Below are 12,658 nucleotides of genomic sequence, written 5' to 3' on the forward strand. Positions count from 1 at the left end.
TCCATCGGACCACAGAGTTGTCCACAGGCCCGGGCGTGCGGCCAAACCCCCCGGAAACACTCGCGTAGCATGGCGGGGAATCGTCCGGTACCCCTGAGGACTGGAACGGAAGGCCGTTGTCGCGTGAACGCTCAACCATTGCCTGAGCCGCAGGACCGACCTGCCCGGCTCACCGTCGGGGTCGTCGGCGCGGGCCGCGTCGGCCCGGCCCTCGCCGCCTCGCTGAGACTCGCCGGGCACCGCCCGGTCGCCGCCTCCGGTGTCTCCGACGCCTCCGTGCGCCGGGCCGCCGCCCTGCTTCCCGAAGTCCCCGTGGTGCCACCCTCCGAGGTGCTGGCGCGGGCCGAGCTGGTGCTGCTCACCGTCCCCGACGACGCGCTGCCCGAACTGGTCGGCGGCCTCGCCGAAACCGGCGCGGTGCGCCCCGGCCAGCTGCTGGTGCACACCTCGGGCCGCTACGGCGTCAGCGTGCTGGAGCCCGCGCTGCGGGCCGGTGCGCTGCCGCTCGCGCTGCACCCCGTCATGACCTTCACCGGCACCTCGGTGGACGTCCAGCGGCTGGCCGGCTGCTCCTTCGGCGTCACCGCGCCCGAGGAGCTGCGGCTGGCGGCCGAGGCGCTGGTCATCGAGATGGGCGGGGAGCCCGAGTGGATCGCGGAGGAGTCCCGTCCGCTCTATCACGCCGCCCTCGCCATCGGCGCCAACCACCTCACCACACTGGTCGCCCAGTCCCTGGAGCTGCTGCGCGCGTCCGGGGTCGAGGCCCCCGACCGGATGCTCGGCCCGCTCCTCGGCGCCGCGCTGGACAACGCGCTGCGCAGCGGCGACGCCGCGCTCACCGGTCCGGTGGCGCGCGGCGACGCGGGCACGGTCGCCGCCCATGTCGCCGAGTTGCGGCGGCACGCCCCGCACGCCGTCGCCGGTTATCTGGCCATGGCCCGTACGACCGCGGACCGGGCGCTCGCGCACGGTCTGCTCAAGCCTGAGCTCGCCGAGGATCTGCTGGGCGTGCTCTCGGACGTGACCGACGCGCGGGGCCGGGGAGGTAGTGAGGCATGAGCCCGAGGCTGTGGACCAAGGCGCTTCCAGGGGAGCCGGATGTGGAGCTGTTCCGTCATCGCCCGGATCTGGACGCGGCGCTCGCCCACTTCGCCGTGCCGGGGCGCACGGCCGTCGTGATGACCATGGGCGCGCTGCACGACGGGCACGCCTCGCTCATCCGCGCCGCCCGCGCCCGGGTGGGCGCCAAGGGCATGGTGACCGTCACCGTCTTCGTCAATCCGCTGCAGTTCGGCGCGGGCGAGGACCTCGACCGCTATCCGCGCACCCTCGACGCAGACCTCAAGGTCGCGGCCGAGGCTGGCGCTGACATCGTCTTCGCCCCCACCGGCGAGGAGGTGTACCCGCACGGCGAGCCGGGTGTCCGGATCACCGCCGGGACCCTGGGCGAGCGCTACGAGGGCGCCTCGCGCCCCGGCCACTTCGACGGGATGCTCACCGTCGTCGCCAAGCTGCTCCATCTCACCCGCCCCGATATCGCCTTCTTCGGCGAGAAGGACGCCCAACAGCTGTCGCTGGTCCGCCGGATGGTCCGCGACCTGAACTTTCCGGTGGAGATCGTCGGCGTCCCCACCGTCCGCGAGGGCGACGGGCTCGCCCTCTCCAGCCGTAACCGCTATCTGACGGCCCAGGAGCGGGACACCGCGCTGGCCCTATCCCGGGCGCTGTTCGCCGGGCGCGACGCGGGGCTGCTGGCGGCCGGGGAGGGCCCGGCCGGGTCCGAGGAGCACGAGCTCATACGGGTCGCGTCGCCCGCCGCGGTGCGGTCCGCGGCGCGGGCGGTGCTCGACGAGGCGGCGGGGCTCGAACCGCCGCTCGTCCTGGACTATCTGGCCCTGGTCGACCCCTGCGACTTCACCGAGGTCCCGGACGGACACACTGGCGAGGCCGTGCTGGCCGTCGCCGCCAAGGTCGGCGCCACCCGCCTGATAGACAACATCCGCCTGTGGATCGGAGCCGCCCGATGACCCGTCCGACCGGGCGCCCGGCGGCCGATGCCGCCGCCCCCGCCCTGCGCGCCCCCGCCCCCGGCTGGGCCACCGAGGCCGATGTCGTGGTCGTCGGCTCCGGGGTCGCCGGGCTGACCGCGGCGCTGCGCTGCGCCGCGGCCGGGGCCAAGGTCACCGTGGTCACCAAGGCCCGCCTGGACGACGGCTCCACGCGCTGGGCCCAGGGCGGCATAGCCGCCGCCCTCGGCGAGGGCGACACCCCCGGGCAACATCTGGACGACACGCTGGTGGCCGGTGCCGGGCTCTGCGACGAGCAGGCCGTACGGGCGCTGGTCACCGAGGGCCCCGCCGCGGTGCGCCGGCTCATCGCCACCGGCGCCCGCTTCGACGCCGACGACGACACCGGCGAGATCCTGCTGACCCGCGAGGGCGGCCACCACCGCCGCCGGATCGCCCACGCGGGCGGCGACGCGACCGGTGCGGAGATCTCCCGGGCCCTGGTCGAGGCGGTCCGCGCGGCCGGTATCGAGACCGTGGAGAACGCCCTGGTGCTCGATCTGCTCAAGGACGGCTCCGGACGGGCGGCCGGGGTCACCCTGCACGTCATGGGCGAGGGCCAGCGGGACGGCGTGGGCGCGGTTTCGGCGGACGCGGTCGTGCTCGCCACGGGCGGCATGGGCCAGATCTTCTCCGCCACCACCAACCCCGCCGTCTCCACCGGCGACGGGGTCGCGCTCGCGCTGCGCGCGGGGGCCGAGGTCAGCGATCTGGAGTTCGTGCAGTTCCATCCCACGGTGCTGTGGCTGGGCCCGGAGGCGGAGGGTCAGCAGCCGCTGGTCTCGGAGGCGGTGCGCGGCGAGGGCGCCCACCTCGTGGACGCCGACGGGGTGCGGTTCATGTGCGGGCAGCACGAGCTGGCCGAGCTGGCGCCCCGTGACATCGTCGCCAAGGGCATCATGCGGCGGATGCGGGAGCGCGGCGCCGAGCACATGTACCTGGACGCCCGCCACTTCGGGGCCGAGATGTGGGAGCGGCGCTTCCCGACCATCCTCGCCGCCTGCCGCGCCCACGGTATCGACCCGGTGACCGAACCCATCCCGGTCGCCCCGGCCGCGCACTACGCGAGCGGCGGGGTCCGCACCGATCTCCGCGGCCGCACCACCGTTCCCGGTCTCTACGCCTGCGGGGAGGTCGCCTGCACCGGCGTCCACGGCGCCAACCGGCTGGCCTCCAACTCCCTTCTGGAGGGCCTGGTCTTCGCGGAGCGCATCGCGGAGGACATCACCGCCGGGGCGGAGTTCGCCGGGTCCGTGGGACGCGAGCGGCCCGCGGGGCAGACCGGGCCATCGGCTCCCGCCGCCTCTCCCGCCGCTTCCGGTGACACGCCGCTGCTCGCCTCCGAGGCCCGCTACGAGATCCAGCACATCATGACCAACGGTGCCGGGGTGCTCCGCTCGGCCGAGAGCCTGGCCCGTGCCGCCGACCGGCTGGAGCGCGTCCAGGACGACGCCGTGGCGCAGCTGCGGCGGGACGGCAAGACGGCCGAGCCCGGGGTCGAGACCTGGGAGGCCACCAACCTCCATCTCGTCGCCCGGGTCCTGGTGGCCGCCGCGCTCCGCCGCGAGGAGACCCGCGGCTGCCACTGGCGCGAGGACCGCCCCGAGCGGGACGCCGCCTGGCGCCGTCATCTGCTGGTCACCCTCCGTCCGGACGGCTCCCTCGAGGTCCGCTCCACGGACTCCGAAGCGTTTCCCCCATCGACCACCCCCCGAGCCGAGACGGAGTCCCGCCCGTGAGCAGCAGCACTTCCGAAGACCGTCAGCCATCCGTGTCCCTGCCGCTGCTCCAGATCGGCGGCCCAGGCGACGGGGGCGGCTGCGGCGACGCCTGCGGCTGCGGCGGTGACGACGGTGAACTCGACCCGATGGAGTGCGGTCTGGACCCCGACCTCGCCGAGCTGCTGATCCGCGCGGGACTCGACCCCATCCAGGTCGAGGACATCGCCCATATGGCCATCGAGGAGGACCTCGACCAGGGCGTGGACGTCACCACCGTGGCCACCGTCCCCGAGGACGCCTTCGCCACCGGCGACTTCACGGCCCGTGAGGCGGGCACCGTCGCGGGGCTGCGGATCGCCGAGGCGATCCTGTCCGTGGTCTGCACGGACGAGTTCGAGGTCGAGCGGCATGTGGAGGACGGCGACCGGGTGGAGCCCGGCCAGAGGCTGCTCACCGTCCGCACCCGCACCCGCGACCTGCTCACCGGCGAGCGCAGCGCGCTCAACCTGCTGTGCCGGCTCTCCGGTATCGCGACCGCGACCCGTGCGTGGGCCGACGCCCTGGAGGGGACGGAGACCAGGGTCCGTGACACCCGTAAGACCACACCGGGGCTGCGCGCCCTGGAGAAGTACGCGGTGCGCTGCGGCGGCGGGGTCAACCACCGGATGTCGCTCTCGGACGCCGCGCTGGTCAAGGACAACCACGTGATCGCGGCGGGCGGTGTCGCGGACGCGTTCGGCGCCGTACGGGCCGAGTTCCCGGATATGCCGATCGAGGTGGAGGTCGACACCCTGGAGCAGATCCCGCCGGTCCTGGCGGCGGGCGCGGACCTCGTGCTGCTGGACAACTTCACCCCGGAGCGGACCCGCGAGGCCGTCGAGCTGGTCGCCGGGCGCGCCGCGCTGGAGTCCTCGGGGCGGCTGACGCTCGCGAGCGCCCGTACGTACGCCGAGGCGGGCGTCGACTATCTGGCGGTCGGCGCGCTCACCCACTCCTCCCCGATCCTGGACATCGGCCTGGACCTGCGCGAGGCCGAGGAGAAGTAAGCGATGCTCCCGACCATCGACGTGGGCCCGCCCGTCGTCCCACCCACCACCCCAGGGCTCGCCCTCGGCCGTGAGCCCGACCGGAAGCGGTGCCGCCCATGCTCCTGACCATCGACGTGGGAAACACGCACACCGTGCTCGGCCTCTTCGACGGCGACGAGATCGTCGAGCACTGGCGGATCTCCACCGACGCCCGCCGCACCGCCGATGAACTCGCCGTCCTGCTGCAGGGCCTGATGGGCATGCACCCGCTGCTCGGCGAGGAGCTGGGCGACGGGATCGCGGGCATCTCCATCTGCTCCACCGTCCCCTCCGTCCTCCATGAGCTGCGCGAGGTGACCCGCCGCTACTACGGCGACGTGCCGTCCGTCCTGGTCGAGCCGGGCGTGAAGACCGGTGTGCCGATCCTGGTGGACAACCCCAAGGAGGTCGGCGCCGACCGGATCATCAACGCGCTGGCCGCCGTCGAGCTGTACGAGGGCCCCTGCGTGGTGGTCGACTTCGGCACCGCGACGACCTTCGACGCGGTCAGCGCGCGCGGGGAGTACGTGGGCGGGGTGATCGCGCCGGGCATCGAGATCTCGGTCGAGGCGCTGGGCGTACGCGGGGCGCAATTGCGCAAGATCGAGCTGGCCCGCCCGCGCAGCGTGATCGGGAAGAACACGGTCGAGGCCATGCAGTCCGGCATCCTCTACGGCTTCGCGGGCCAGGTGGACGGAATCGTCCGCCGTATGGCGCGCGAGCTCGCCCAGGACCCGGAGGACGTCACCGTGATCGCCACCGGTGGGCTGGCGCCCATGGTGCTAGGAGAATCCTCAGTGATCGATGAGCATGAGCCCTGGTTGACCCTGATCGGCCTCAGACTGGTCTACGAGCGGAACGTCTCGCGCGGCTGAGCACCGGCGATCAGCTCTTCACCTGCTCTTCACCCCGGTGCTCGACCGCATTGACGGCATTCCGAAACGAATTCCCGCACTGGGGATTCGTCCTGCGCAACTGATCGCTCTTCGCCAATGGGGCAAGGGGCGGTCAAGGGAAAGACGGCACATCGAATTCCGTATTGACAAGCGGAACGGCCGTCGACCATGTACACCGGCACCCGGATGCGACGGTCCGCCCCCGGGTGCCGGGTCCGGACGGGACCGCCTCGGCGCGGTCCCGTCCGGCGCTTCCCCCGTATGGCCGCTCGGCGTCCGCAACGCGCCGCACCGTCCGACGCTCAGCGAAATTTGTCCGCTTAGCACTTAAAGTCGCCCCATGCCCACGCCATATGGATCCCGCGGCGGAATGGCGTTCAGTGCGGATGAGCTGCGTGTGCTCCGACGCGCCCTCGCCATCGCCCTCCAACCCGACCCCGTCACCCCCTCTGCCGGCCCCCTCGGCCCGGACCGGGCGGAGGAGGTCCAGGACTGTCTCCGGCTCGCCGAGGCCGTGGACGAAGCGGTCCGCGAGGGCGGGCGGCTGCGAGCGTTCCTGCTCGACGAGCTCGCCCGCTACCGCGCCGCCCTGCCCGGCGCCACCGTCGGCTATCTCGAGCAGCTCCAGGGCGCTCTCGCGGCCGGTTACGAGCCGCTGGCCGAGGATCTGGCCGCGCTCCGCGCGCTGTGCGGGTCGGCCGCCGGGGGCGGTGAGGCGACGCGCCGGCGCGCGCTGCTGAGCCACTGCGAGCGCCTTGCCGAGCGGGGCGTACGCACCCGGCTCGCGGAGCGCGCCGGTGCCGTCAGCGCCGTCGTGGAGCCCCGCACGCGCCCCGTGGCGCCCCGGCTGCGCGCCCTGCCCGGCGGGGTCTCGGCGGCGTCCGGGACGGCCGCGCAGGGGGCCGCGGGGAAGGGGCCCGAGGCCGCGCGGGAGGCCGTGCGGAAGGGGCCCGAGGCCGCGCGGGAGGCCGTGCGCCAGTCCGACGAGCAGAAGCGTGAGCCCCGTAAGAAGCCCACGCCGCCGGAGCACGGCGATCGCGAGGAGCCGAAGCGGAGGGAGCCGGGCCGCCGGGCGCCGCGCCCGGGGCGTCCGGTGCCCACCCCGGCGGAGGTCTTCCCGCCCAAGCGCCGCCGCCCCTCGCCGCCCCCGGAGCACGAGTCGAGGCTCGCGCCCGGCGCCGGGGCCCGCTCCGCCTGACCTGCCGATCCCGGGGCGCCCCGCCGGGACCGGTGCCCGGCTCCGGGAGGCCGCGGCGCGCCGCGTAATCTGGTGGTCTCGAGCAAAAGGAGGCCGAGAGCAATGGATTACGTCTCCGCGCTGGTCCCGCCCGTCGTGATGGCCGTGGCCTTCACCGCGCTCATCGTGACGATGGTGAAGAGCCAGGGCGGCGCCAACAAGTCCAAGGAGGACGCCGCGGTGGACGCCGCGCTGGCGGCCCGCACCGAGGCCGAGCGCCCGGCGCCGGAGCGCGAGACCTCCTGACCGGATCGACCACGCCGGATCACGCCCCGGGACGCCTCGCGTCCCGGGGCGTGCGGCATTTCCCGTCCAACCCTCCCGACATTCGGGACATCTCCCACTATTATTCTCGGTGTGCCTAGGCCATTGGGAGATCTGGAAGACGCGGTCATGACGCGGGTGTGGAAGTGGAACCGCCCGGTCACGGTCCGGGAAGTCCTGGAAGACCTTCAGCGGGAACGCTCGATCGCCTACACGACGGTCATGACCGTAATGGACAACCTGCATCACAAGGGCTGGCTGCGCCGTGAGGTGGAAGGCCGCGCCTATCGATATGCCGCGGTCTCCACGCGCGCCGCCTACTCGGCCGCACTGATGAACGAAGCGTGGTCGACCAGTGACAACCCAGCGGCCGCACTCGTCGCGTTCTTCGGGATGATGTCCGAAGAGCAGCGCGACGCACTACGGGATGCCATGCGTGTCGCACAACTGGGGGAGCCGGGGGAGAGCCCCGGTGAGTCGGGGCGATGACCCGGGGCGATAGCGTCCGCACATGTCCTCCCCACTATCAAAAGTAGTCACCGTCCGCCGTGCCCGGACCAGCGATGTTCGGGCGGTGCGTCGCCTCATCGACTCGTACGTGGACGATCGCATCCTGCTCGACAAAGCCACTGTGACGCTTTACGAGGACATCCAGGAGTTCTGGGTCGCCGAGCGCGACGAGGACGCTGAGGTCATTGGCTGCGGAGCGCTGCACGTCATGTGGGAAGACCTGGCGGAGGTCCGCACTCTCGCCGTCGATCGGACTCTCAAGGGCACCGGTGTAGGGCATCTCGTGCTTGACAAGCTGCTGCAGACCGCGCGCTGGCTGGGCGTGCGGCGAATTTTCTGCCTCACCTTCGAAGTCGACTTCTTCACCGACCACGGCTTCGTGGAGATCGGCGAGACGCCGGTCGACGGCGATGTCTACAGCGAGCTCCTGCGTTCCTATGACGAGGGTGTCGCCGAGTTCCTGGGTCTCGAACGGGTGAAGCCGAACACCCTTGGCAACAGCCGGATGCTTCTGCAACTGTGATCGCGGGCCCTATGTCCGAATCGCTCCCCTATCACATAGCTCCGGAACATGACCTTCCATGAGCCTTCCCGCTTGGTGGATCGGTCGAACCCTGGCGAGGGGTTTGTGTTTTTCCGGGAAAAGCGGTTTCCTATTCTCTCGTAGTGTAATTACCTGGGGGGTGAGTCATCAGCGGCTAACGCCGCGCCCCCGAGCCCCCCGTTTTCCCTGAAAGGAACCCCATGGCACAGAAGGTTCAGGTCCTTCTTGTCGACGACCTCGACGGCGGCGAGGCGGACGAGACCGTGACGTTCGCTCTGGACGGCAAGAGCTACGAGATCGACCTCACCACCACCAACGCGGACAAGCTCCGTGACGCCCTGGAGCCGTTCACCAAGGGCGGCCGGCGCACCGGTGGCCGGGCCTCCGGCGGCCGGGGCAAGGCGCGGGCGGCGGCTGGCGGTGCCGGTCAGGACACCGCGAAGATCCGCGCCTGGGCGAAGGAGAACGGCTACGAGGTCAACGACCGCGGCCGTGTTCCGGCGACCGTCCGTGAGGCGTACGAGAAGGCCAACGGCTGAGCGCGTCACCCTTCCCCGGCTCGCCGCTGCCTGGGCAGTGGCAGGGCGCGCACCAACCGGGCTCGGTGGCACTCCGTGGCCGCCGCGCTCACGAGCCGTACGAGATCGGGGGCGCCCCCATCGCCCCCGAAGCCTGCCCTCGGCAGCGTCGGCTCCACCTCGCCCTTCGCGTCGGGAGGTCGCAGCCATACAGCGGCCTCCTGCGGGCATCGCTCACCGGGCGCCCCGGCGCCCAGGGACGGTGGCCAGGAGTAGGCGGGGCATGGCGCGGTGATCCGGCCTCCGGCGCCGATCGCGCCCAGGTCCAGGGCCACACCGCCCCACTCCAGCCAGTCGAGCAGCTCCGGAAGCTCGTCCGCGCTGCCGGCGGCCACCAGGAGCCGCATCCAGGCGCCCTCCACCGCGACCGGACCGGTCCGCGGTACGCGCCGCAGCATCGCGAAACCGGCCACGGCCGGCAGCTCGATGACGTCGAAGGCCACCCCCGTGAGCAATTCGACGGGATCGCTGCCGGCCGTCGGCCAGCCCAGCTCCCGCTCGTACCAGCGTGACCGGGCGGCCGGTGCGGACGGCTCCGCGCCGTGGGCCCTGAGGATCATGCCCAGCAGAACTCCCCGCCCGCCCGCTTGGTTACGTGGGCGGTGACGTTCGTACGTGATGATCTCCGTGCGCGACGATCTCCGTACGCGATGACGTTCCGTACCGGCTCGTGCGCGCCCCGTGCGCGTGTGGGGTCCTGCAGGGCCGGTGAACGGGCGCAAGGTTGTTCGCCCATAGCGGATGGAACCGGCCCTCACGGCATGGAGTATCTGTGCTTGCGGGTAAGACATCCCTAGTGGGGAGGGGCGGTCCGCGTGTCGGGAGGAAGCGGCGTTCGCCATCGGCGTACTGGCGGTGGGCGTAGATGCCTGGCCTGCGGGAACATCGTCTCGCACCATCGGGTTGAAGCAGTTGTCGGCTGTTCGGGCAGGAGGCAGTGGCTGTTTGCCCCGTGCGAGCGGGGGTGATCCGGACGGTTGTCGGCAGTTGGAATGAGCTGTCCCGGGTTGCGGGACTAGCATGCGGAAGGACAGGGAGGGGATCGTCCCCGATCTTTCTGACCGCTCTGAGGAGCGATTAACGATGTTCGAGAGGTTCACCGACCGCGCGCGGCGGGTTGTCGTCCTGGCTCAGGAAGAAGCCCGGATGCTCAACCACAACTACATCGGCACCGAACACATCCTCCTGGGCCTGATCCACGAGGGTGAGGGTGTCGCCGCTAAGGCCCTGGAGAGCCTCGGGATTTCGCTCGAGGCGGTCCGCCAGCAGGTGGAGGAGATCATCGGGCAGGGCCAGCAGGCCCCGTCCGGGCACATCCCCTTCACCCCCCGTGCCAAGAAGGTCCTGGAGCTGTCGCTCCGCGAGGCCCTTCAGCTCGGCCACAACTACATCGGTACGGAGCACATCCTGCTCGGCCTGATCCGCGAGGGCGAGGGCGTCGCCGCCCAGGTCCTCGTGAAGCTGGGCGCCGATCTGAACCGGGTGCGGCAGCAGGTCATCCAGCTGCTCTCCGGCTACCAGGGCAAGGAGGCCGCCACCGCCGGCGGCCCGGCGGAGGGCACGCCCTCCACCTCGCTCGTCCTGGACCAGTTCGGCCGCAATCTCACCCAGGCCGCCCGCGAATCCAAGCTCGACCCGGTCATCGGGCGCGAGAAGGAGATCGAGCGGGTCATGCAGGTGCTCTCGCGCCGCACCAAGAACAACCCGGTCCTCATCGGCGAGCCCGGCGTCGGCAAGACGGCGGTCGTCGAGGGACTGGCCCAGGCCATCGTCAAGGGCGAGGTGCCCGAGACCCTCAAGGACAAGCACCTCTACACCCTGGACCTGGGCGCCCTGGTCGCCGGCTCCCGCTACCGCGGTGACTTCGAGGAGCGCCTGAAGAAGGTGCTCAAGGAGATCCGCACCCGCGGCGACATCATCCTGTTCATCGACGAGCTCCACACCCTGGTGGGTGCGGGTGCCGCCGAGGGCGCGATCGATGCCGCGAGCATCCTGAAGCCGATGCTGGCGCGGGGCGAGCTCCAGACCATCGGCGCGACCACGCTCGACGAGTACCGCAAGTACCTGGAGAAGGACGCGGCCCTTGAGCGCCGCTTCCAGCCCATCCAGGTCGCCGAGCCGTCGCTGCCGCACACCATCGAGATCCTCAAGGGCCTGCGGGACCGCTACGAGGCGCACCACCGCGTCTCGATCACGGACTCGGCCCTGGTCGCGGCCGCCACCCTGGCCGACCGCTACATCTCGGACCGCTTCCTGCCGGACAAGGCGATCGACCTGATCGACGAGGCCGGTTCCCGGATGCGGATCCGCCGGATGACCGCACCGCCGGACCTGCGCGAATTCGACGAGAAGATCGCCGATGTGCGCCGGGAGAAGGAGTCCGCGATCGACTCGCAGGACTTCGAGATGGCCGCGGGCCTGCGCGACAAGGAGAAGCAGCTCCTGGCCGCCAAGGCGAAGCGGGAGAAGGAGTGGAAGGCCGGCGACATGGATGTCGTCGCCGAGGTCGACGAGGAGCTGATCGCCGAGGTCCTGGCCACGGCCACCGGCATCCCGGTCTTCAAGCTCACCGAGGAGGAGTCCTCCCGGCTGCTGCGCATGGAGGACGAGCTGCACAAGCGCGTCATCGGCCAGAAGGACGCCATCAAGGCGCTCTCCCAGGCCATCCGGCGCACGCGTGCGGGCCTCAAGGACCCCAAGCGCCCCGGTGGCTCGTTCATCTTCGCGGGCCCGTCCGGTGTCGGTAAGACCGAGCTCAGCAAGACCCTCGCCGAGTTCCTCTTCGGCGACGAGGACGCGATGATCTCGCTCGACATGTCGGAGTTCAGCGAGAAGCACACCGTCTCGCGGCTCTTCGGCTCCCCGCCCGGATACGTGGGGTACGAGGAGGGCGGCCAGCTCACCGAGAAGGTGCGCCGCAAGCCGTTCTCCGTGGTCCTCTTCGACGAGGTCGAGAAGGCCCACCCGGACATCTTCAACTCGCTGCTGCAGATCCTGGAGGACGGTCGGCTGACCGACTCCCAGGGCCGGGTCGTGGACTTCAAGAACACGGTGATCATCATGACCACCAACCTCGGCACCCGGGACATCTCCAAGGGCTTCAACCTGGGCTTCGCCGCCCAGGGCGATGTGAAGACCGGCTACGAGCGGATGAAGAACAAGGTCAACGAGGAGCTGAAGCAGCACTTCCGCCCCGAGTTCCTGAACCGTGTCGATGACACGGTGGTCTTCCACCAGCTCACCGAGGAAGACATCATCCAGATCGTCGACCTCATGATCACCAAGGTGGACGAGCGGCTCAAGGACCGCGACATGGGCATCGAGCTCAGTGGCGTCGCCAAGAAGCTGCTCGCCAAGCGGGGCTACGACCCCGTGCTGGGCGCCCGGCCGCTGCGCCGGACGATCCAGCGCGAGATCGAGGACGTGCTGTCGGAGAAGATCCTCTTCGGCGAGCTGCGTCCGGGCCACATCGTGGTCGTGGACACCGAGGGCGAGGGTGAGGAGAAGAAGTTCACCTTCCGCGGCGAGGAGAAGTCGGCGCTGCCGGACACCCCGCCGATCGAGTCCGCCGCCGGTGGCGCGGGCCCGAACCTCAGCAAGGAGGCGTGACGGCGGAGCTTGAGCTTCGCCGATCGCCTCGGGGCCGCCCCGGACCGTTTCCCGGTCCGGGGCGGCCCCCTTTTGTGCGGGTGCGTGCCGCGTGGGCGCCGCTTTGCGTGGGTGCCGCGCAGGCGTGCCCTGAGAGGCCCCTGGCGCGGGTGCCACCCAGGTCCCG

12 protein-coding genes are annotated in these 12,658 nt (G+C 71.3%); 11 read left to right on the forward strand and 1 reads right to left on the reverse strand.

All coding sequences use genetic code 11. From position 1 onward, the window contains the following. Nucleotides 1-123: 123 nt before the first annotated feature. From LIV37_RS27560 to LIV37_RS27605, 10 genes are all read left to right on the forward strand, one after another. Nucleotides 124-1,059 (forward strand): Rossmann-like and DUF2520 domain-containing protein, encoded by a 936-nt coding sequence (locus tag LIV37_RS27560; protein WP_044573332.1) that lies wholly within the window; start codon nt 124-126, stop codon nt 1,057-1,059. Beyond that, a complete protein-coding gene (panC, locus tag LIV37_RS27565; RefSeq protein ID WP_121824443.1) occupies nt 1,056-2,027 on the forward strand; it encodes a pantoate--beta-alanine ligase in 972 nt (323 codons plus the stop codon). Before LIV37_RS27560 ends, panC begins: the two co-directional genes overlap by 4 nt. Further along, nucleotides 2,024-3,805 carry an L-aspartate oxidase gene (locus LIV37_RS27570; RefSeq protein ID WP_020870371.1) on the forward strand — a complete coding sequence of 594 codons (1,782 nt, stop codon included), beginning with the start codon at nt 2,024-2,026 and terminating at the stop codon, nt 3,803-3,805. Before panC ends, LIV37_RS27570 begins: the two co-directional genes overlap by 4 nt. Next, on the forward strand, nt 3,802-4,833 hold the full coding sequence (nadC, locus tag LIV37_RS27575; RefSeq protein WP_020870372.1) for a carboxylating nicotinate-nucleotide diphosphorylase: 1,032 nt from the start codon (nt 3,802-3,804) through the stop codon (nt 4,831-4,833). Before LIV37_RS27570 ends, nadC begins: the two co-directional genes overlap by 4 nt. 98 nt (nt 4,834-4,931) lie before the next feature. Beyond that, the gene (locus LIV37_RS27580) at nt 4,932-5,729 is read left to right on the forward strand and encodes a type III pantothenate kinase (RefSeq protein WP_020870373.1); all 798 of its coding nucleotides are present in this window, start codon (nt 4,932-4,934) and stop codon (nt 5,727-5,729) included. A gap of 361 nt (nt 5,730-6,090) precedes the next feature. Beyond that, nucleotides 6,091-6,948 carry a hypothetical protein gene (locus LIV37_RS27585; RefSeq protein WP_121824442.1) on the forward strand — a complete coding sequence of 286 codons (858 nt, stop codon included), beginning with the start codon at nt 6,091-6,093 and terminating at the stop codon, nt 6,946-6,948. 102 nt (nt 6,949-7,050) lie between these two features. Beyond that, nucleotides 7,051-7,233, forward strand: a complete 183-nt coding sequence (locus LIV37_RS27590) for a hypothetical protein (protein ID WP_020870375.1) — start codon at nt 7,051-7,053, stop codon at nt 7,231-7,233. Nucleotides 7,234-7,344: 111 nt separating this feature from the next. Continuing rightward, nucleotides 7,345-7,740 (forward strand): BlaI/MecI/CopY family transcriptional regulator, encoded by a 396-nt coding sequence (locus LIV37_RS27595; RefSeq protein WP_075200364.1) that lies wholly within the window; start codon nt 7,345-7,347, stop codon nt 7,738-7,740. A 22-nt stretch (nt 7,741-7,762) separates the two neighbouring features. Further along, complete coding sequence (locus tag LIV37_RS27600) at nt 7,763-8,284, forward strand: amino-acid N-acetyltransferase (protein ID WP_121824441.1); 522 nt, start codon at nt 7,763-7,765, stop codon at nt 8,282-8,284. Between the two features lie 221 nt (nt 8,285-8,505). Continuing rightward, nucleotides 8,506-8,844 (forward strand): histone-like nucleoid-structuring protein Lsr2, encoded by a 339-nt coding sequence (locus LIV37_RS27605; RefSeq protein WP_020870378.1) that lies wholly within the window; start codon nt 8,506-8,508, stop codon nt 8,842-8,844. Nucleotides 8,845-8,849: 5 nt separating this feature from the next. Here the strand turns inward: LIV37_RS27605 and LIV37_RS27610 are convergent, their stop codons facing one another. After that, entirely contained in the window at nt 8,850-9,443 is a 594-nt protein-coding gene (locus tag LIV37_RS27610; protein ID WP_020870379.1) for an SCO3374 family protein, read from the reverse strand. Nucleotides 9,444-9,966: 523 nt separating this feature from the next. On the opposite strand from LIV37_RS27610, the gene LIV37_RS27615 reads away from it, so the two are divergent. Then, nucleotides 9,967-12,492 (forward strand): ATP-dependent Clp protease ATP-binding subunit, encoded by a 2,526-nt coding sequence (locus LIV37_RS27615; protein ID WP_020870380.1) that lies wholly within the window; start codon nt 9,967-9,969, stop codon nt 12,490-12,492. The last annotated feature ends 166 nt before the right edge of the window (nt 12,493-12,658 follow it).

It is taken from the genome of Streptomyces rapamycinicus NRRL 5491, assembly GCF_024298965.1.
In the GTDB taxonomy this organism is placed as follows: Bacteria; Actinomycetota; Actinomycetes; order Streptomycetales; family Streptomycetaceae; genus Streptomyces; species Streptomyces rapamycinicus.